The sequence below is a fragment of the Klebsiella sp. HMSC16A12 genome, assembly GCF_001808265.1.
Classification (GTDB): domain Bacteria; phylum Pseudomonadota; class Gammaproteobacteria; order Enterobacterales; family Enterobacteriaceae; genus Klebsiella; species Klebsiella pneumoniae.
In genome coordinates this window covers 1-15989 of record NZ_KV792627.1, presented here as the reverse complement: position 1 = coordinate 15989, position 15989 = coordinate 1, and the positions used below count along the sequence as shown (strand labels likewise).

The window sequence follows — 15989 nt, the reverse complement described above, 5'->3', positions numbered from 1 at the left end:
ATTCACTCCTGATTGATTTTATGCAGCAACGCATCGGCGTACTCACCGCGTAAAAAGTCGGTGTTCAGTCCTGCCTGACGCAGCTTAAGCTCGAGCAGAGCAAGGCGCTTGCTGAGTTCGCCATGCCGCGGGTCGTTCTGACGCACACCCTTCAGCAAGTCTGCCAGAGCCACCGCCTCTCTGCGCTGCTCTAGCTCCGGGGGAAGACACCCTGCATTCTTCAGAAGGCGATAGCCTGCCCGCAGCTCGGCCGGTACATGCGAATCGTCATCGAGAGTTAACGGCTCGCCGCTGCCGGGTAAATTATCGAACTCACCTTTGGCTTGGGCATCGAGGATATGGCGTTCTGCCCACTGATCCAGTAACCACATTCTACGGCTCCGGGGGATGAACAAAAAGAGTACAGATATTGTAGTGAAGTGGGGATGGGGTAGATATAAAAAAACCCGCCGGGGCGGGTTTTTTTACGTTACTACAGATTACTCTGCAGCAGCTTCTGCTTTCGGCTCAGCACGATCAACCAGCTCGATGTATGCCATCGGCGCGTTGTCGCCTGCACGGAAGCCACACTTCAGAATGCGAGTGTAACCACCGGCGCGGCTCGCGAAACGCGGGCCCAGCTCGTTAAACAGTTTTGCCACGATCTCGTTATCACGAGTGCGGGCGAATGCCAGACGACGATTAGCAACGCTATCAGTCTTGGCAAGAGTAATCAGCGGCTCAACTACGCGACGCAGTTCTTTCGCTTTCGGCAGGGTCGTCTTGATGATTTCATGACGAACCAGCGAACCTGCCATGTTACGGAACATAGCCTGGCGATGGCTGCTGTTGCGGTTCAGTTGACGACCACTCTTACGATGGCGCATGACCTTATCCTTCTCAGTAAAACCTTAACCTGTGATCCGGTTACTCGTCAGCAATGCTTGCTGGTGGCCAGTTTTCCAGGCGCATGCCCAGAGACAGTCCACGGGAAGCCAGCACGTCTTTAATCTCAGTAAGAGATTTTTTACCCAGGTTCGGCGTTTTCAGCAACTCAACCTCGGTACGCTGTACCAGATCACCGATATAGTGGATAGCTTCTGCCTTGAGGCAGTTAGCAGAGCGGACAGTCAATTCCAGATCGTCAACAGGGCGCAGCAGGATCGGATCGAATTCTGGTTTCTCTTCTTTCACTTCTGGCTGACGTACATCACGTAGGTCAACAAAAGCTTCCAGTTGTTCAGCCAGGATGGTTGCCGCACGACGAATCGCCTCTTCAGGATCGATTGTGCCGTTGGTTTCCATTTCGATGACCAGCTTGTCCAGGTCGGTACGCTGTTCTACACGCGCAGCTTCAACATTGTAGGCAATACGCTCTACAGGGCTGTAGCAGGCGTCGACCAGCAGACGGCCGATTGGGCGCTCATCTTCTTCCGAATGAATTCGGGCAGAAGCCGGCACATAACCGCGACCGCGCTGAACTTTGATACGCATGCTAATAGCAGCGTTCTCATCAGTCAGGTGGCAAATCACGTGCTGCGGCTTGACGATTTCGACATCACCGTCGTGGGTAATGTCGGCTGCGGTCACAGGGCCAATGCCAGATTTATTCAAAGTAAGGATGACTTCATCTTTACCCTGAACTCTCACCGCCAGCCCTTTCAGGTTGAGCAGGATTTCAAGGATGTCTTCCTGAACGCCTTCTTTGGTGCTGTACTCGTGCAGTACACCATCAATCTCAACCTCGGTCACCGCGCAACCCGGCATCGATGAGAGCAGAATACGGCGCAGTGCGTTACCCAGAGTATGGCCGAAGCCACGCTCTAAAGGCTCAAGGGTCACCTTGGCGTGCGTCGAACTCACTTGCTCGATATCGACCAGGCGCGGTTTTAGAAACTCTGTCACAGAACCCTGCATTGTGTCCTCTCTTTGGTACTAAGCTTTACTTGGAGTAAAGCTCGACGATCAGGTGTTCGTTAATGTCCGCAGACAGATCAGAACGCTCCGGCTGACGCTTGAACGTACCTTCCATCTTGCCAGCATCAACTTCCAGCCAGGTTGGCTTTTCACGCTGCTCAGCCAGCTCCAGAGCGGCTTTCACGCGAGATTGCTTTTTCGCTTTCTCACGAATGCTGACAACGTCATTCGCTTTAACCTGATAAGAAGCGATGTTAACAACACGACCGTTTACCATAATCGCTTTGTGGCTAACCAGCTGGCGTGCTTCAGCACGAGTGGCGCCGAAGCCCATACGGTATACAACGTTGTCCAGACGACCTTCCAGCAGAGCCAACAGGTTTTCACCGGTGTTGCCTTTCAGACGTGCTGCTTCTTTATAGTAGTTACGGAACTGACGCTCCAGCACACCGTACATACGGCGAACTTTTTGCTTTTCACGCAACTGCACACCATAGTCAGACAGACGCGGCTTACGCGCACCGTGCTGGCCAGGAGCTTGTTCAATTTTACACTTGGTATCGATCGCGCGAACGCCAGACTTAAGGAATAAGTCGGTGCCCTCACGACGGCTCAGCTTGAGCTTAGGACCCAAATATCTTGCCATTTTCTTTCTCCAACTAACCTGGAAAACGCAGCGTTATACGCGACGTTTTTTCGGCGGACGACAACCGTTATGAGGGATCGGAGTCACATCAGTAATATTAGTGATGCGGAAACCAGCGGCGTTCAGTGCACGAATGGTAGATTCGCGACCCGGACCCGGACCTTTGACCATAACTTCCAGATTCTTGATGCCGTATTCTTTTACGGCTTCTGCGCAACGCTCTGCTGCAACCTGAGCTGCGAACGGAGTGGATTTGCGAGAACCACGGAAACCGGAACCACCGGCTGTTGCCCAACCCAGTGCGTTACCCTGACGATCAGTGATGGTAACGATGGTGTTGTTAAAAGAAGCATGGATATGAGCCACGCCGTCAGAGACTTGTTTTCTTACACGCTTACGTGCACGAATTGGTGCCTTTGCCATTATTCAATCACCCCGATTATTTCTTGATCGGTTTACGCGGACCCTTACGGGTACGTGCGTTGGTCTTGGTACGCTGACCGCGAACCGGGAGACCACGACGATGACGCAAACCACGGTAGCAACCAAGGTCCATCAGACGCTTGATGCTCAGGGTGATTTCACGGCGCAGATCACCTTCAACGACAAATTTACCTACTGCTTCACGCAGAATATCAATTTGTTCTTCAGACAGCTCACTGATCTTAACATTTTCAGCGATGCCCGTTTCAGCGCAGATGGCTTTAGAACGGGTTTTGCCGATACCGAAAATAGCGGTTAAAGCGATAACGGTATGTTTGTGATCAGGAATGTTAATGCCTGCTATACGGGCCACTATGCACTCCTACTATTTAATATGTACGCACCATGCTGAAAAGCCCGTTTTCAGGATACTCAAATGGAAACGTACAGACATACAAAAGATTGGCTGGCTAATCTAGCCAGCTCAATCCAACTTTGCAAGAAAAATATGCGAAAAAATCAGCCTTGGCGCTGTTTATGCTTCGGCTCGGCACTGCAAATCACACGGATGACACCATCACGCTTAACGATTTTGCAGTTACGGCATAATTTCTTGACGGAAGCACGAACTTTCATTTTTACTCTCCGTAACTTCTCGGGCGACCAGTTTTAACGGCCGTAGCCTTTCAGGTTCGCCTTCTTCAATGCAGACTCATACTGACTGGACATCATCAGAGTTTGCACTTGAGCCATAAAGTCCATAATCACGACAACAACGATAAGCAGCGAGGTCCCACCGAAGTAGAACGGCACTTTCATCGCGTCACGCATGAACTCCGGGATCAGGCAGATAAAAGTAATGTACAACGCACCAACCAGAGTCAGGCGAGTCATCACTTTATCGATATACTTCGCCGTTTGCTCTCCCGGACGAATTCCTGGTACAAATGCACCGGACTTCTTCAGGTTATCTGCTGTTTCACGCGGGTTGAAAACCAACGCCGTGTAGAAGAAACAGAAGAAGATGATTGCAGACGCATAGAGTAACACATAAAGCGGTTGCCCAGGCTGCAAATACAGCGAAATTGTTGTCAGCCAGTTCCAACCAGTACCACCCCCGAACCATGACGTGATGGTTGCCGGGAACAGTATAATACTGGAAGCGAAGATTGCCGGGATTACCCCCGCCATATTCACTTTCAGCGGTAAATGTGTGCTCTGTGCAGCATAGACACGACGACCCTGTTGACGTTTCGCGTAGTTTACCACAATGCGGCGTTGACCACGCTCAACGAATACAACAAAGAAGGTCACTGCAAATACTAATACTGCAACCAACAGCAACAGGAGGAAGTGCAGGTCGCCTTGACGCGCTTGCTCGATAGTATGGGCGATGGCCGGCGGGAGTCCCGCAACGATACCGGCGAAGATAATGATCGAGATACCGTTACCGATACCACGTTCAGTGATCTGTTCGCCGAGCCACATCAGGAACATAGTCCCTGTGACCAGACTGACAACAGCGGTGAAATAGAATGCAAAGCCTGGATTAATCACCAGGCCTTGCATACCAGGCATATTCGGCAGACCGGTAGCAATACCGATCGACTGGAATATCGCCAGCACCAGAGTACCGTAGCGGGTGTACTGGCTGATCTTACGACGACCAGACTCCCCTTCTTTCTTCAGTTCCGCCAGCGGTTGATAAACCACCGTCAGCAGCTGCACGATGATCGATGCCGAAATGTACGGCATAATCCCCAGCGCAAAGATAGAAGCACGGCTGAGAGCACCACCAGAGAACATGTTGAACATTTCAATGATGGTGCCTCGCTGTTGCTCAAGCAGTTTGGCAAGTACAGCGGCATCAATACCAGGGATCGGAATAAAAGAGCCAATACGGAACACTATCAGCGCACCGACCACAAACAGAAGTCTGCGTTTCAGTTCGCCAAGGCCACCTTTGGCACTTTGAAAATCTAATCCCGGTTGTTTAGCCATCTGCTACTTATTCCTCAATTTTACCGCCAGCAGCTTCGATAGCAGCACGAGCACCTTTAGTCACACGCAGGCCACGAACAGTTACCGGACGAGTTACCTCACCAGACAGGATCACTTTCGCGAACTCGATCTGGACACCGATAATGTTAGCCGCTTTCAGCGCGTTCAGGTCTACTACATCGCCTTCTACGTGAGCCAGATCGGAGAGACGGATCTCTGCGGTGATCATCGCTTTACGAGAAGTGAAGCCGAATTTCGGCAGACGACGGTACAGAGGCATCTGACCACCCTCGAAACCGCGACGTACGCCACCGCCAGAACGAGATTTCTGACCTTTGTGACCACGACCACCGGTTTTACCGAGGCCAGAACCGATACCACGACCCAGGCGTTTACCCGCCTTTTTGGAGCCTTCGGCCGGAGACAGAGTATTTAAACGCATCTCTTACTCCTCAACTTTAACCATGAAGGAAACCGCGTTGACCATACCACGAACAGCAGGAGTATCCTCGCGCTCTACGGTGTGACCAATACGACGCAGACCCAGGCCAAGCAGCGTTGCCTTGTGTTTCGGCAGACGACCGATTGCACTGCGGGTTTGAGTAATTTTAATAGTCTTTGCCATGGTTTATTTCCCCAGAATTTCTTCAACGGATTTACCACGCTTGGCAGCGACCATATCCGGGGACTTCATGTTTTCCAGACCGTCGATAGTTGCACGAACCACGTTAATCGGGTTAGTGGAACCATACGCTTTAGCCAGAACGTTACGAACCCCAGCGACTTCCAGAACGGCGCGCATTGCACCACCGGCGATGATACCGGTACCTTCGGAAGCCGGCTGCATGAATACACGAGAACCCGTGTGAGTACCCTTAACCGGGTGCTGCAGGGTGCCGTGGTTCAGCGCGACGTTAATCATATTGCGACGGGCTTTTTCCATCGCTTTCTGGATCGCTGCTGGAACTTCACGCGCTTTACCGTAACCAAAACCAACGCGACCGTTACCATCGCCTACTACAGTCAGAGCTGTGAAGGAGAAAATACGACCACCTTTAACGGTTTTAGATACGCGGTTTACCGCGATCAGCTTTTCCTGCAGTTCGCCAGCTTGTTTTTCGATGTGAGCCATCTTACACCTCTACCTTAGAACTGAAGGCCAGCTTCACGGGCAGCATCTGCCAGTGCCTGGACACGACCATGATATTGGAACCCGGAACGGTCAAAGGAAACATCTTTGATGCCTTTTTCCAGAGCGCGTTCAGCGACAGCTTTACCCACAGCTGCTGCAGCGTCTTTGTTACCGGTGTACTTCAGTTGTTCAGCGATAGCTTTTTCTACAGTAGAAGCAGCTACCAGAACTTCAGAACCATTCGGTGCAATTACCTGTGCGTAAATGTGACGCGGGGTACGATGTACCACCAGGCGAGTTGCGCCCAGCTCCTGGAGCTTGCGGCGTGCGCGGGTCGCACGACGGATACGAGCAGATTTCTTATCCATAGTGTTACCTTACTTCTTCTTAGCCTCTTTGGTACGCACGACTTCGTCGGCGTAACGAACACCCTTGCCTTTGTAAGGCTCAGGACGACGGTAGGCGCGCAGATCTGCTGCAACCTGGCCGATCACCTGCTTATCAGCGCCTTTCAGCACGATTTCAGTCTGAGTCGGACATTCTGCAGTGATACCCGCAGGCAGCTGATGATCAACCGGGTGAGAGAAACCTAAAGCCAGGTTTACTACATTCCCTTTGACCGCTGCACGATAACCTACACCAACCAGCTGCAGCTTCTTAGTGAAGCCTTCGGTAACACCGATAACCATTGAGTTCAGCAGGGCACGCGCGGTACCAGCCTGAGCCCAACCGTCTGCGTAACCATCACGCGGACCGAAGGTCAGTGCATTATCTGCATGTTTAACTTCAACAGCATCGTTGAGAGTACGAGTCAGCTCGCCGTTTTTACCTTTGATCGTAATAACCTGACCGTTGATTTTTACATCAACGCCGGCAGGAACAACGACCGGTGCTTTAGCAACACGAGACATTTTTTCCTCCGATTAGGCTACGTAGCAGATAATTTCGCCACCAAGACCAGCCTGGCGCGCTGCACGATCAGTCATAACACCTTTAGAGGTAGAAACAACTGCGATACCCAGACCGGCCATAACTTTCGGCAGCTCATCTTTTTTCTTATAGATGCGCAGACCTGGGCGGCTGACACGCTGAATGCTTTCTACAACAGCTTTGCCCTGGAAATACTTGAGAGTAAGTTCCAGTTCAGGCTTGGTGTCGCCTTCAACTTTAAAATCTTCGATAAAACCTTCTTCCTTCAGCACGTTGGCGATTGCCACTTTCAGCTTGGAGGAAGGCATGGTGACCGCAGCTTTGTTCGCGGCCTGACCGTTACGGATACGGGTCAGCATATCCGCGATCGGATCTTGCATGCTCATCTGTCTTTACTCCCGTGATTCAATTGGTGACAATTACCAGCTAGCCTTTTTCAGACCCGGGATTTCACCGCGCATAGCGGCTTCACGGACCTTAATACGGCTCAACCCGAACTTCCGCAGGAAACCATGCGGACGACCTGTTTGACGGCAGCGGTTACGCTGACGAGACGGGCTGGAATCACGCGGCAGAGTCTGCAGCTTGAGAACGGCATTCCAACGATCTTCGTCGGTTGCGTTCACATCAGAGATGATAGCTTTCAGTTCAGCGCGTTTAGCGAAGAATTTATCAGCTAAAGCCACGCGCTTTACTTCGCGTGCTTTCATTGATTGCTTAGCCATTAAGTAACCCTACCTTACTTGCGGAACGGGAAGTCAAAGGCAGCCAGCAGAGCACGGCCTTCTTCGTCAGATTTCGCAGTAGTGGTAATGGTAATATCCAAACCACGAACGCGGTCGACTTTATCGTAGTCGATTTCTGGGAAGATGATCTGCTCACGGACACCCATGCTGTAGTTGCCACGACCGTCGAAAGACTTAGCGGACAGGCCGCGGAAGTCACGAATACGCGGTACAGCAATAGTGATCAGGCGCTCAAAGAACTCCCACATGCGTTCGCCACGCAGAGTTACTTTACAGCCGATCGGATAGCCCTGACGGATTTTGAAGCCTGCAACTGATTTGCGTGCTTTGGTGATCAGCGGTTTTTGACCGGAGATTGCTGCCAGGTCAGCTGCTGCGTTATCCAGCAGTTTCTTGTCAGCGATCGCTTCACCAACACCCATGTTCAGGGTGATCTTCTCGACCCGAGGGACTTGCATGACAGAATTGTAGTTAAACTCAGTCATGAGTTTCTTAACTACTTCGTCTTTGTAGTAATCATGCAGTTTCGCCATCGTACTACTCCAAATTACTTGATAGTTTCGCTGTTAGACTTGAAGAAACGGACTTTTTTACCGTCTTCGAATCTAAAGCCTACACGGTCAGCCTTGCCGGTTGCCGCATTGAAGATTGCAACGTTAGAAACCTGAATTGCAGCTTCTTTTTCAACGATGCCGCCTGGTTGGTTCAGAGCCGGAACCGGCTTCTGGTGTTTCTTAACCAGGTTGATACCTTCAACAATGACCTTGCCGGAAGACAGGACATTCTTAACTTTACCGCGCTTACCTTTATCTTTACCGGTTAACACGATAACTTCGTCATCACGACGGATTTTCGCTGCCATGATTCGCTCCTTAGAGTACTTCTGGTGCCAGAGAGATAATTTTCATGAACTTCTCGGTACGAAGTTCACGAGTTACCGGCCCAAAAATACGCGTACCGATAGGCTGCTCGCTGTTATTGTTCAGAATAACGCATGCATTACCATCGAAGCGAATGACAGAACCGTCCGGGCGACGAACACCCTTCTTGGTGCGCACCACTACCGCCTTCAGCACATCACCTTTTTTGACCTTACCACGCGGAATTGCTTCTTTGATGGTGATCTTGATGATGTCGCCTACGCCTGCGTAGCGACGGTGCGAGCCACCCAGAACCTTGATACACATTACGCGACGTGCACCGGAGTTGTCGGCGACGTTCAGCATAGTCTGTTCTTGGATCATTTTAGTGCTCCGCTAATGTCAACTACTACTGAGACCCGAAAATTAGGGTCGTTAAAAAGCCCCATATCGAGGGCGCGGCATTATAACACCACAAACCAGATATGGGTAGAAAAAATAAACGGCTCATCGCTGAGCCGTTTATCCGTATCGAGAATGCGTACTCTATTACAGAACCGCTTTCTCTACAACGCGAACCAGCGTCCAGGACTTAGTCTTGGACAGCGGACGGCATTCGCGGATTTCAACCTTGTCGCCGATACCGCATTCGTTGTTCTCGTCATGTACGTGCAGTTTGGTCGTACGTTTGATGAATTTACCGTAAACCGGGTGTTTCACCATACGTTCGATAGCAACAACAATGGATTTCTCCATTTTGTCGCTAACTACGCGACCTTGCAGAGTACGGATTTTATCGGTCATTACGCACCCGCCTTCTGAGTCAGTAAAGTCTTAACGCGTGCAACATCACGACGCACTTGCTTCAGCAGATGAGTCTGTTGCAGCTGGCCACTTGCAGCCTGCATGCGCAGGTTGAACTGCTCACGCAGCAGGTTCAGCAGCTCAGCGTTCAGCTCTTCAACGCTTTTTTCACGCAGCTCTTTTGCTTTCATTACATCACCGTCTTAGTTACAAAGGTGGTTTTGATCGGCAGTTTCGCTGCTGCCAGGCCGAATGCTTCACGGGCCAGCTCTTCCGGTACACCGTCCATTTCATACAGGACTTTACCCGGCTGAATCAAGGCAACCCAGTACTCCACGTTACCTTTACCTTTACCCATACGAACTTCCAGCGGCTTCTCGGTGATCGGTTTGTCCGGGAATACACGGATCCAGATCTTACCTTGACGCTTAACTGCACGGGTCATAGCACGACGTGCTGCTTCGATCTGACGTGCAGTCAGACGACCACGGCCAACAGCTTTCAGACCGAAAGTGCCGAAGCTAACATCCGTACCCTGCGCCAGACCACGGTTGCGGCCTTTGTGCACTTTACGGAATTTTGTACGCTTTGGTTGTAACATCAGCGACGCTCCTTATTTACGGCCTTTACGCTGCTGCTTTTTAGGTTGAGCAGCCGGTTCCGGTTGTTCAACAGCAGCCATACCACCCAGGATCTCACCTTTGAAGATCCATACCTTAACGCCGATTACACCGTAAGTGGTGTGCGCTTCAGAGGTGTTGTAGTCGATGTCAGCACGCAGAGTGTGCAGCGGTACGCGACCTTCACGGTACCATTCGGTACGTGCGATTTCCGCGCCGCCCAGACGGCCGCTAACTTCAACTTTGATACCTTTAGCGCCCAGACGCATTGCGTTCTGTACAGCACGCTTCATCGCACGACGGAACATAACGCGACGTTCCAGCTGAGAAGTGATGCTGTCAGCAACCAGTTTTGCGTCCAGTTCAGGTTTACGAACTTCGGCGATATTGATCTGTGCAGGTACGCCAGCGATATCCGCTACGACCTTGCGCAGTTTTTCTACGTCTTCGCCTTTCTTACCGATAACGATACCCGGACGAGCGGTGTGAATGGTCACACGGATGCTCTTAGCCGGACGCTCGATAACGATGCGAGATACAGACGCTTTAGCCAGTTCTTTAGTCAGGAACTGACGTACTTTAAAATCGCTGTCCAGGTTGTCAGCGAATTCTTTGGTGTTCGCGAACCAGGTAGAGTTCCATGGTTTGACAATACCCAGGCGAATACCATTAGGATGTACTTTCTGACCCATTGCTAGTCTCCAGAGTCTCAGCGATCGGACACAACCACAGTGATGTGGCTGGTGCGCTTCAGGATGCGATCTGCACGACCTTTAGCACGCGGCATAATGCGCTTCATGCTCGGGCCTTCGTCTACGAAAATTTTCGCAACTTTCAGATCATCAATGTCAGCGCCATCGTTGTGTTCAGCGTTAGCAATGGCAGATTCCAGTACCTTCTTGACCAGTACAGCAGCTTTTTTGTTGGTGTAGGTCAGAATATCCAGGGCCTGCGACACTTTCTTACCGCGAATCAGGTCAGCTACAAGGCGAACCTTCTGAGCAGAAGAACGAGCATGGCGATGTTGAGCTAAAGTTTCCATCTCTTCCTCCTACCTTATTTCTTCTTCGCTTTTTTATCAGCAGCGTGGCCGCGATAAGTACGAGTCGGTGCGAATTCACCCAGTTTGTGACCGACCATTTCGTCGGAAACAAATACTGGAACGTGCTGACGACCATTATGGACAGCGATGGTCAAACCGATCATGTTAGGAAAGATCGTTGAACGACGGGACCAAGTGCGCAGGGGCTTCTTGTCTCCGCTTTCCACCGCTTTCTCTACCTTCTTCAGCAAGTGCAGGTCAATAAAAGGACCTTTCTTGAGAGAACGTGGCATGGCTTATCCTCTAAAATTATTTGCTACGGCGACGTACGATGAATTTATCAGTACGCTTGTTGCTGCGGGTCTTCTTACCTTTGGTCTGCAGGCCCCACGGGGATACCGGGTGCTTACCAAAGTTACGACCTTCACCACCACCATGTGGGTGGTCTACTGGGTTCATCGCAGTACCGCGAACGGTAGGACGAACACCACGCCAGCGTGCAGCACCTGCTTTACCCAGAACGCGCAGCATATGCTCAGCATTGCCAACTTCGCCCAGAGTCGCGCGGCAGTCTGCTTCGACTTTACGCATTTCACCAGAACGCAGACGCAGGGTGACATAAGCACCGTCACGAGCAACGATCTGAACGTAAGTACCAGCGGAACGAGCCAGCTGACCGCCTTTACCTGGTTTCATTTCTACGTTATGAACGGTAGAACCAACCGGGATATTGCGCATCGGCAGGGTGTTGCCTGCTTTGATTGCAGCATCAACGCCAGACTGAATCTGGTCGCCAGCTTTCAGGCCTTTCGGGGCCAGGATGTAACGGCGCTCGCCGTCTTTGTACAGAACCAGCGCGATGTTCGCGGAGCGGTTCGGATCGTACTCAAGACGTTCAACAACTGCCGGGATACCATCTTTGTTGCGTTTGAAGTCAACAATACGGTAAGCCTGCTTGTGGCCACCACCGATATGACGGGTGGTGATACGGCCATTGTTGTTACGACCACCGGATTTGCTGTTTTTTTCCAGCAACGGAGCAAAAGGTTTGCCCTTGTGCAGCTCTGGGTTAACCACTTTAACGACGTGGCGACGACCCGGAGATGTCGGTTTACATTTAACAACTGCCATTGTATTACTCCTCCGACTTACTCAGCGCCGCCAACGAAGTCCAGATTCTGGCCTTCTTTCAGGGTGACGTAAGCTTTTTTCCAGTCGCTACGACGACCGATACGCTGTCCGTGACGTTTAACTTTCCCTTTAACAACCAGGGTGTTAACGACTTCGACTTCGACTTCAAACAGTTTCTGCACAGCAGCTTTGATTTCTGCTTTGGTCGCGTCTTTAGCAACTTTGAGAACGATGGTGTTTGTTTTTTCCATCGCAGTAGACGCTTTTTCAGAAACGTGCGGTGCGCGCAGCACCTTCAGCAGACGTTCTTCACGAATCATGCCAGCATCTCCTCAACTTGCTTAACAGCATCAGCAGTCATTACGACTTTGTCGAAGGCGATCAGGCTAACCGGGTCGATACCGTTCGCATCACGTACGTCAACCTTATGCAGGTTACGTGCGGCCAGGAACAGGTTCTCGTCCAGCTCACCGGTGATGATCAGCACATCTTCCAGAGCCATGTCTTTCAGTTTCTGCGCCAGCAGCTTAGTTTTCGGCGCTTCAACAGAGAACTTCTCGACAACGATCAGACGATCCTGACGTACCAGTTCGGACAGAATGCTTTTCAGCGCGCCGCGGTACATCTTCTTGTTAACTTTTTGACTGTGGTCCTGCGGACGAGCAGCGAAGGTCACGCCACCGGAACGCCAGATCGGGCTCTTGATAGAACCAGAACGCGCACGGCCGGTACCTTTCTGGCGCCACGGTTTTTTACCGGAGCCAGTGATTTCAGCACGAGTCTTCTGAGCACGAGTGCCCTGACGCGCACCGGCTGCATAAGCAACAACAACCTGGTGAACCAGCGCTTCGTTGAAATCACGACCGAAGGTAGTTTCGGAAACAGTCAGCGCGCTCTGCGCGTCTTTCAATACTAATTCCATTGCTATCTCCTCACGCCTTCACAGCTGGTTTAACGATCAGGTCGCTACCGGTCGCACCCGGGACAGCACCTTTAACCAGCAGCAGGTTGCGCTCAGCGTCAACACGTACTACGTCCAGGCTCTGAACGGTTACACGCTCATTACCCAGCTGACCTGCCATTTTCTTGCCTTTGAACACTTTGCCCGGAGTCTGGTTCTGACCGATAGAACCCGGAACGCGGTGGGACAAGGAGTTACCGTGAGTAGCGTCCTGGGTACGGAAGTTCCAGCGCTTAACGGTACCAGCAAAACCTTTACCTTTAGAGGTACCGGTTACGTCAACTTTTTTAACGTCAGCAAACAGTTCAACGCTAATGTTCTGACCTACGGTGAATTCTTCGCCGTCAGCCAGACGGAATTCCCACAGACCACGGCCAGCTTCAACGCCAGCTTTAGCGAAGTGACCCGCTTCCGGCTTGGTTACACGGTTAGCTTTTTTAGCACCGGTGGTAACCTGGATTGCGCGGTAGCCATCGTTAGCCAGGTCTTTAACCTGAGTAACACGGTTTGCTTCAACTTCGATTACGGTTACTGGGATAGAAACGCCATCTTCAGTGAAGATGCGGGTCATGCCCACTTTTTTACCGACTAAACCAATCATTGTTTCAACCTCTCAATCGCTCGATGACCTGATTAACCCAGGCTGATCTGCACGTCTACACCGGCAGCCAGATCCAGACGCATCAGAGCATCAACGGTTTTTTCAGTTGGCTCAACGATGTCAACCAGACGCTTGTGAGTGCGAATTTCGTACTGGTCACGCGCGTCTTTGTTGACGTGCGGGGAGATCAGAACGGTAAAGCGCTCTTTGCGGGTCGGCAGCGGGATCGGACCACGGACTTGCGCACCAGTGCGCTTAGCAGTCTCGACGATTTCCGCGGTTGATTGATCGATCAGACGATGATCAAACGCTTTCAGGCGGATACGGATTCTTTGGTTCTGCATGAGACCAGAGCTCCAATTATTTTATAGACGAAATGATTACTCCTCATACCCATTACGATTGATGGGAGAGTGTAACCGTTCTTACATAGTCCCCCGATTGGGGACATTGTTTGATAACCCAAATGCGATTACCAGGGTTCATATTGAACCGGCCGTCAACTTTGACAGGCCCGCGCATTATACGCAAATTCTGGCGCGACGCAAGTGCTGTTTAGAAAATCATCACCAGGATTTGCGCGCCTTCGCGTTAGCGCGCTGTACGGGGATGCAATGCGGAGTAAGAGCGCGGATTGTGGGATCCATTCCCGGAAAATGCCTTTTGTGCTGAACGGGAGAGGATGAGCATAGTGACGCAATGTTCATCGATCATTGCGGGGTCAACTATGCTCGCCGCCCTCCCCTTCTTGCTGTGCTATAGCGGTTTGACCGTGGCATTATGCCACCAGGATCTGCGCCACGGTCTGTTGCCCGACCGTTACACCTGTCCCCTGCTGTGGAGTGGTTTACTTTTTTATCTCTGTCTGGCGCCGCACCAGCTGCATGATGCCGTCTGGGGGGCGATAGGGGGCTATCTCTCTTTGGCTGCGATTTACTGGCTATACCGCGGTATCCGCGGCTATGAAGGGTTGGGTTATGGAGATATAAAATATCTTGCCGCCCTCGGCGCCTGGCATGGCTGGCGATTGCTGCCGCAGTTGGTCCTGGTTGCCTCGCTACTCGCCGGCATAGCGTGGGCAGGAGCAGGTTTATACGCCAGTTGCGGCAGGAAGAGCAAATGGGGAAGAAGCAACCCGCTGCCGTTTGGGCCATTCCTGGCGGCCGCGGGTTTTTGGTGCGGGTGGCAGACGCTGGCTAGTCTGACACTTTGATCTGCGACTGCAGGTAATTTTGCAGACCGATTTTGCCAATCAAATCGAGTTCGGTTTCCAGCCAGTCGATGTGGCCTTCTTCATCCGCCAGGATCTCAATCATCATATCGCGGCTGACGTAGTCATGGACGCTGTCGGCATAGGCAATAGCCTCACGCAAATTTTGCGCCCCTTCCAGCTCCAGCCTCAAATCGGACCGCAGCATCTCTTCCACATCTTCACCGATGCCAAGTTTGCCGAGATCCTGCAGATTAGGGATACCTTCGAGAAAAAGAATACGCTCGATATACTTATCGGCGTGCTTCATTTCGTCGATGGATTCGTGGTACTCAATATCGTTGAGGCGCATCAGGCCCCAATTTTTAAACATTCTCGCATGAAGAAAGTACTGATTAATTGCGACTAGCTCATTTCCCAATAATTTATTGAGATAACTTATGATTTTGACATCACCTTTCATTATATAGTCCCTCCGCTTCCACTCATTGAAGCGTAGTCCGGCCTATAGGGATGTCAAAAGAGAAGCGTGGACTTCAGGCGATTTCTTTGAATTCCGGCATGGTGGTTAATTCATCTTCCATCACTTCACGCGCGGCACGAACACACTTACCGCATTGATTTCCCACGGGAACAAACTTACGTAATTGCTGAAAAGATTGCGGTTGAAACTGGCGCACAACCTGACGAATTTTTTTATCGCTGACGCCATTGCACAAACAAACGTACATAGAAACTCCCGTTCAATTTATGCACAAATATTAAATGAGAATGGTTATGATTACAATAGACCATTTGCTCATTATCCGCCGCAACGCACGATATGAATAGCCTGCAAAAATCCGTTTTTCGCTGAATGACAGACAGCAAAAAGGGCGCCGAAGCGCCCTTTTTAATTCAAAGCTAACGAATTAGCCCAGAACTTTAGCTACAACGCCCGCGCCAACGGTACGGCCGCCTTCACGGATTGCGAAACGCAGACCGTC

Annotated in this window: 33 protein-coding genes; 1 reads left to right on the top strand and 32 read right to left on the bottom strand. The window is 51.2% G+C overall.

Going from position 1 to position 15989, the window contains the following annotated elements:
- Positions 1 to 2: 2 nt before the first annotated feature.
- The 29 genes from HMPREF3140_RS17920 to rpsJ all read right to left on the bottom strand — a co-directional run bounded on the left by HMPREF3140_RS17920 (position 3) and on the right by rpsJ (position 14137).
- The gene (locus tag HMPREF3140_RS17920) at positions 3 to 371 is read right to left on the bottom strand and encodes a DnaJ family domain-containing protein (protein WP_032412494.1); all 369 of its coding nucleotides are present in this window, start codon (positions 369 to 371) and stop codon (positions 3 to 5) included.
- Between the two features lie 108 nt (positions 372 to 479).
- The gene (gene rplQ, locus HMPREF3140_RS17915) at positions 480 to 866 is read right to left on the bottom strand and encodes a 50S ribosomal protein L17 (RefSeq protein WP_002919206.1); all 387 of its coding nucleotides are present in this window, start codon (positions 864 to 866) and stop codon (positions 480 to 482) included.
- Positions 867 to 906: 40 nt separating this feature from the next.
- A complete protein-coding gene (locus HMPREF3140_RS17910) occupies positions 907 to 1896 on the bottom strand; it encodes a DNA-directed RNA polymerase subunit alpha (RefSeq protein WP_002919219.1) in 990 nt (329 codons plus the stop codon).
- Positions 1897 to 1921: 25 nt separating this feature from the next.
- The gene (gene rpsD, locus HMPREF3140_RS17905) at positions 1922 to 2542 is read right to left on the bottom strand and encodes a 30S ribosomal protein S4 (RefSeq protein WP_002919224.1); all 621 of its coding nucleotides are present in this window, start codon (positions 2540 to 2542) and stop codon (positions 1922 to 1924) included.
- 33 nt (positions 2543 to 2575) lie between these two features.
- Positions 2576 to 2965 (bottom strand): 30S ribosomal protein S11, encoded by a 390-nt coding sequence (rpsK, locus tag HMPREF3140_RS17900; protein WP_002919257.1) that lies wholly within the window; start codon positions 2963 to 2965, stop codon positions 2576 to 2578.
- Between the two features lie 16 nt (positions 2966 to 2981).
- Entirely contained in the window at positions 2982 to 3338 is a 357-nt protein-coding gene (gene rpsM, locus HMPREF3140_RS17895) for a 30S ribosomal protein S13 (RefSeq protein WP_002919259.1), read from the bottom strand.
- 146 nt (positions 3339 to 3484) lie between these two features.
- On the bottom strand, positions 3485 to 3601 hold the full coding sequence (rpmJ, locus tag HMPREF3140_RS27595; protein ID WP_000868187.1) for a 50S ribosomal protein L36: 117 nt from the start codon (positions 3599 to 3601) through the stop codon (positions 3485 to 3487).
- Positions 3602 to 3634: 33 nt separating this feature from the next.
- Positions 3635 to 4966, bottom strand: coding sequence for a preprotein translocase subunit SecY (gene secY / locus HMPREF3140_RS17890; RefSeq protein ID WP_002919515.1), 1332 nt, complete (start codon positions 4964 to 4966; stop codon positions 3635 to 3637).
- A 7-nt stretch (positions 4967 to 4973) separates the two neighbouring features.
- The gene (gene rplO / locus HMPREF3140_RS17885; protein ID WP_002919516.1) at positions 4974 to 5408 is read right to left on the bottom strand and encodes a 50S ribosomal protein L15; all 435 of its coding nucleotides are present in this window, start codon (positions 5406 to 5408) and stop codon (positions 4974 to 4976) included.
- Between the two features lie 3 nt (positions 5409 to 5411).
- Positions 5412 to 5591: a 50S ribosomal protein L30 gene (rpmD, locus tag HMPREF3140_RS17880; RefSeq protein ID WP_001140434.1), complete on the bottom strand. Its 180-nt coding sequence runs from the start codon at positions 5589 to 5591 to the stop codon at positions 5412 to 5414.
- A 3-nt stretch (positions 5592 to 5594) separates the two neighbouring features.
- Positions 5595 to 6098, bottom strand: a complete 504-nt coding sequence (gene rpsE, locus HMPREF3140_RS17875; RefSeq protein ID WP_002919545.1) for a 30S ribosomal protein S5 — start codon at positions 6096 to 6098, stop codon at positions 5595 to 5597.
- Between the two features lie 14 nt (positions 6099 to 6112).
- On the bottom strand, positions 6113 to 6466 hold the full coding sequence (gene rplR, locus HMPREF3140_RS17870) for a 50S ribosomal protein L18 (RefSeq protein WP_000358960.1): 354 nt from the start codon (positions 6464 to 6466) through the stop codon (positions 6113 to 6115).
- A gap of 9 nt (positions 6467 to 6475) precedes the next feature.
- A complete protein-coding gene (gene rplF / locus HMPREF3140_RS17865) occupies positions 6476 to 7009 on the bottom strand; it encodes a 50S ribosomal protein L6 (protein WP_002919662.1) in 534 nt (177 codons plus the stop codon).
- A 12-nt stretch (positions 7010 to 7021) separates the two neighbouring features.
- A complete protein-coding gene (rpsH, locus tag HMPREF3140_RS17860) occupies positions 7022 to 7414 on the bottom strand; it encodes a 30S ribosomal protein S8 (RefSeq protein ID WP_002919665.1) in 393 nt (130 codons plus the stop codon).
- 33 nt (positions 7415 to 7447) lie between these two features.
- On the bottom strand, positions 7448 to 7753 hold the full coding sequence (gene rpsN, locus HMPREF3140_RS17855) for a 30S ribosomal protein S14 (RefSeq protein WP_002919667.1): 306 nt from the start codon (positions 7751 to 7753) through the stop codon (positions 7448 to 7450).
- A 14-nt stretch (positions 7754 to 7767) separates the two neighbouring features.
- On the bottom strand, positions 7768 to 8307 hold the full coding sequence (rplE, locus tag HMPREF3140_RS17850) for a 50S ribosomal protein L5 (protein ID WP_001096200.1): 540 nt from the start codon (positions 8305 to 8307) through the stop codon (positions 7768 to 7770).
- A 14-nt stretch (positions 8308 to 8321) separates the two neighbouring features.
- Positions 8322 to 8636, bottom strand: a complete 315-nt coding sequence (gene rplX / locus HMPREF3140_RS17845) for a 50S ribosomal protein L24 (protein WP_000729185.1) — start codon at positions 8634 to 8636, stop codon at positions 8322 to 8324.
- A 10-nt stretch (positions 8637 to 8646) separates the two neighbouring features.
- Positions 8647 to 9018, bottom strand: coding sequence for a 50S ribosomal protein L14 (gene rplN, locus HMPREF3140_RS17840; RefSeq protein ID WP_002919748.1), 372 nt, complete (start codon positions 9016 to 9018; stop codon positions 8647 to 8649).
- 165 nt (positions 9019 to 9183) lie between these two features.
- Complete coding sequence (gene rpsQ / locus HMPREF3140_RS17835; RefSeq protein ID WP_002919751.1) at positions 9184 to 9438, bottom strand: 30S ribosomal protein S17; 255 nt, start codon at positions 9436 to 9438, stop codon at positions 9184 to 9186.
- Entirely contained in the window at positions 9438 to 9629 is a 192-nt protein-coding gene (gene rpmC, locus HMPREF3140_RS17830) for a 50S ribosomal protein L29 (RefSeq protein WP_002919754.1), read from the bottom strand. The genes rpsQ and rpmC overlap by 1 nt, the downstream gene beginning before the upstream one ends.
- On the bottom strand, positions 9629 to 10039 hold the full coding sequence (gene rplP, locus HMPREF3140_RS17825; protein WP_002919759.1) for a 50S ribosomal protein L16: 411 nt from the start codon (positions 10037 to 10039) through the stop codon (positions 9629 to 9631). Before rplP ends, rpmC begins: the two co-directional genes overlap by 1 nt.
- Positions 10040 to 10051: 12 nt before the next feature.
- Positions 10052 to 10750, bottom strand: a complete 699-nt coding sequence (rpsC, locus tag HMPREF3140_RS17820; protein ID WP_002919766.1) for a 30S ribosomal protein S3 — start codon at positions 10748 to 10750, stop codon at positions 10052 to 10054.
- A 17-nt stretch (positions 10751 to 10767) separates the two neighbouring features.
- On the bottom strand, positions 10768 to 11100 hold the full coding sequence (rplV, locus tag HMPREF3140_RS17815; RefSeq protein WP_002919773.1) for a 50S ribosomal protein L22: 333 nt from the start codon (positions 11098 to 11100) through the stop codon (positions 10768 to 10770).
- 14 nt (positions 11101 to 11114) lie between these two features.
- A complete protein-coding gene (gene rpsS / locus HMPREF3140_RS17810) occupies positions 11115 to 11393 on the bottom strand; it encodes a 30S ribosomal protein S19 (RefSeq protein WP_001138115.1) in 279 nt (92 codons plus the stop codon).
- A 16-nt stretch (positions 11394 to 11409) separates the two neighbouring features.
- The gene (gene rplB, locus HMPREF3140_RS17805) at positions 11410 to 12231 is read right to left on the bottom strand and encodes a 50S ribosomal protein L2 (protein WP_002919786.1); all 822 of its coding nucleotides are present in this window, start codon (positions 12229 to 12231) and stop codon (positions 11410 to 11412) included.
- Positions 12232 to 12248: 17 nt separating this feature from the next.
- The gene (gene rplW / locus HMPREF3140_RS17800) at positions 12249 to 12551 is read right to left on the bottom strand and encodes a 50S ribosomal protein L23 (protein ID WP_000617546.1); all 303 of its coding nucleotides are present in this window, start codon (positions 12549 to 12551) and stop codon (positions 12249 to 12251) included.
- Positions 12548 to 13153 (bottom strand): 50S ribosomal protein L4, encoded by a 606-nt coding sequence (rplD, locus tag HMPREF3140_RS17795; protein ID WP_002919794.1) that lies wholly within the window; start codon positions 13151 to 13153, stop codon positions 12548 to 12550. The genes rplW and rplD overlap by 4 nt, the downstream gene beginning before the upstream one ends.
- Positions 13154 to 13163: 10 nt before the next feature.
- A complete protein-coding gene (gene rplC, locus HMPREF3140_RS17790) occupies positions 13164 to 13793 on the bottom strand; it encodes a 50S ribosomal protein L3 (protein ID WP_002919796.1) in 630 nt (209 codons plus the stop codon).
- A gap of 32 nt (positions 13794 to 13825) precedes the next feature.
- The gene (rpsJ, locus tag HMPREF3140_RS17785; protein WP_001181005.1) at positions 13826 to 14137 is read right to left on the bottom strand and encodes a 30S ribosomal protein S10; all 312 of its coding nucleotides are present in this window, start codon (positions 14135 to 14137) and stop codon (positions 13826 to 13828) included.
- A 383-nt stretch (positions 14138 to 14520) separates the two neighbouring features.
- Here rpsJ and HMPREF3140_RS17780 point away from each other — a divergent pair, with 383 nt between their 5' ends.
- Positions 14521 to 15006 (top strand): prepilin peptidase, encoded by a 486-nt coding sequence (locus tag HMPREF3140_RS17780; protein ID WP_015959081.1) that lies wholly within the window; start codon positions 14521 to 14523, stop codon positions 15004 to 15006.
- On the opposite strand, the gene bfr is transcribed toward HMPREF3140_RS17780, so the two are convergent.
- The 3 genes from bfr to HMPREF3140_RS27590 all read right to left on the bottom strand — a co-directional run.
- Positions 14990 to 15466 carry a bacterioferritin gene (bfr, locus tag HMPREF3140_RS17775; RefSeq protein ID WP_002919971.1) on the bottom strand — a complete coding sequence of 159 codons (477 nt, stop codon included), beginning with the start codon at positions 15464 to 15466 and terminating at the stop codon, positions 14990 to 14992. The genes HMPREF3140_RS17780 and bfr overlap by 17 nt on opposite strands.
- Before the next feature lie 73 nt (positions 15467 to 15539).
- Positions 15540 to 15734: a bacterioferritin-associated ferredoxin gene (gene bfd, locus HMPREF3140_RS17770; protein ID WP_004152415.1), complete on the bottom strand. Its 195-nt coding sequence runs from the start codon at positions 15732 to 15734 to the stop codon at positions 15540 to 15542.
- A 180-nt stretch (positions 15735 to 15914) separates the two neighbouring features.
- Positions 15915 to 15989 (bottom strand): EF-Tu C-terminal domain-related protein (locus tag HMPREF3140_RS27590; RefSeq protein ID WP_072077167.1); only part of this gene is annotated, 75 nt, incomplete at its 5' end.

Excerpts from the sequence above, each read along its gene's own strand:
- HMPREF3140_RS17920 (WP_032412494.1), bottom strand. The coding sequence starts at position 371 with ATGTGGTTACTGGATCAGTGGGCAGAACGCCATATCCTCGATGCCCAA.
- rplQ (WP_002919206.1), bottom strand. The coding sequence starts at position 866 with ATGCGCCATCGTAAGAGTGGTCGTCAACTGAACCGCAACAGCAGCCAT.
- HMPREF3140_RS17910 (WP_002919219.1), bottom strand. The coding sequence starts at position 1,896 with ATGCAGGGTTCTGTGACAGAGTTTCTAAAACCGCGCCTGGTCGATATC.
- rpsD (WP_002919224.1), bottom strand. The coding sequence starts at position 2,542 with ATGGCAAGATATTTGGGTCCTAAGCTCAAGCTGAGCCGTCGTGAGGGC.
- rpsK (WP_002919257.1), bottom strand. The coding sequence starts at position 2,965 with ATGGCAAAGGCACCAATTCGTGCACGTAAGCGTGTAAGAAAACAAGTC.
- rpmJ (WP_000868187.1), bottom strand. The coding sequence starts at position 3,601 with ATGAAAGTTCGTGCTTCCGTCAAGAAATTATGCCGTAACTGCAAAATC.
- secY (WP_002919515.1), bottom strand. The coding sequence starts at position 4,966 with ATGGCTAAACAACCGGGATTAGATTTTCAAAGTGCCAAAGGTGGCCTT.
- rplO (WP_002919516.1), bottom strand. The coding sequence starts at position 5,408 with ATGCGTTTAAATACTCTGTCTCCGGCCGAAGGCTCCAAAAAGGCGGGT.
- rpmD (WP_001140434.1), bottom strand. The coding sequence starts at position 5,591 with ATGGCAAAGACTATTAAAATTACTCAAACCCGCAGTGCAATCGGTCGT.
- rpsE (WP_002919545.1), bottom strand. The coding sequence starts at position 6,098 with ATGGCTCACATCGAAAAACAAGCTGGCGAACTGCAGGAAAAGCTGATC.
- rplR (WP_000358960.1), bottom strand. The coding sequence starts at position 6,466 with ATGGATAAGAAATCTGCTCGTATCCGTCGTGCGACCCGCGCACGCCGC.
- rplF (WP_002919662.1), bottom strand. The coding sequence starts at position 7,009 with ATGTCTCGTGTTGCTAAAGCACCGGTCGTTGTTCCTGCCGGCGTTGAT.
- rpsH (WP_002919665.1), bottom strand. The coding sequence starts at position 7,414 with ATGAGCATGCAAGATCCGATCGCGGATATGCTGACCCGTATCCGTAAC.
- rpsN (WP_002919667.1), bottom strand. The coding sequence starts at position 7,753 with ATGGCTAAGCAATCAATGAAAGCACGCGAAGTAAAGCGCGTGGCTTTA.
- rplE (WP_001096200.1), bottom strand. The coding sequence starts at position 8,307 with ATGGCGAAACTGCATGATTACTACAAAGACGAAGTAGTTAAGAAACTC.
- rplX (WP_000729185.1), bottom strand. The coding sequence starts at position 8,636 with ATGGCAGCGAAAATCCGTCGTGATGACGAAGTTATCGTGTTAACCGGT.
- rplN (WP_002919748.1), bottom strand. The coding sequence starts at position 9,018 with ATGATCCAAGAACAGACTATGCTGAACGTCGCCGACAACTCCGGTGCA.
- rpsQ (WP_002919751.1), bottom strand. The coding sequence starts at position 9,438 with ATGACCGATAAAATCCGTACTCTGCAAGGTCGCGTAGTTAGCGACAAA.
- rpmC (WP_002919754.1), bottom strand. The coding sequence starts at position 9,629 with ATGAAAGCAAAAGAGCTGCGTGAAAAAAGCGTTGAAGAGCTGAACGCT.
- rplP (WP_002919759.1), bottom strand. The coding sequence starts at position 10,039 with ATGTTACAACCAAAGCGTACAAAATTCCGTAAAGTGCACAAAGGCCGC.
- rpsC (WP_002919766.1), bottom strand. The coding sequence starts at position 10,750 with ATGGGTCAGAAAGTACATCCTAATGGTATTCGCCTGGGTATTGTCAAA.
- rplV (WP_002919773.1), bottom strand. The coding sequence starts at position 11,100 with ATGGAAACTTTAGCTCAACATCGCCATGCTCGTTCTTCTGCTCAGAAG.
- rpsS (WP_001138115.1), bottom strand. The coding sequence starts at position 11,393 with ATGCCACGTTCTCTCAAGAAAGGTCCTTTTATTGACCTGCACTTGCTG.
- rplB (WP_002919786.1), bottom strand. The coding sequence starts at position 12,231 with ATGGCAGTTGTTAAATGTAAACCGACATCTCCGGGTCGTCGCCACGTC.
- rplW (WP_000617546.1), bottom strand. The coding sequence starts at position 12,551 with ATGATTCGTGAAGAACGTCTGCTGAAGGTGCTGCGCGCACCGCACGTT.
- rplD (WP_002919794.1), bottom strand. The coding sequence starts at position 13,153 with ATGGAATTAGTATTGAAAGACGCGCAGAGCGCGCTGACTGTTTCCGAA.
- rplC (WP_002919796.1), bottom strand. The coding sequence starts at position 13,793 with ATGATTGGTTTAGTCGGTAAAAAAGTGGGCATGACCCGCATCTTCACT.
- rpsJ (WP_001181005.1), bottom strand. The coding sequence starts at position 14,137 with ATGCAGAACCAAAGAATCCGTATCCGCCTGAAAGCGTTTGATCATCGT.
- HMPREF3140_RS17780 (WP_015959081.1), top strand. The coding sequence starts at position 14,521 with ATGCTCGCCGCCCTCCCCTTCTTGCTGTGCTATAGCGGTTTGACCGTG.
- bfr (WP_002919971.1), bottom strand. The coding sequence starts at position 15,466 with ATGAAAGGTGATGTCAAAATCATAAGTTATCTCAATAAATTATTGGGA.
- bfd (WP_004152415.1), bottom strand. The coding sequence starts at position 15,734 with ATGTACGTTTGTTTGTGCAATGGCGTCAGCGATAAAAAAATTCGTCAG.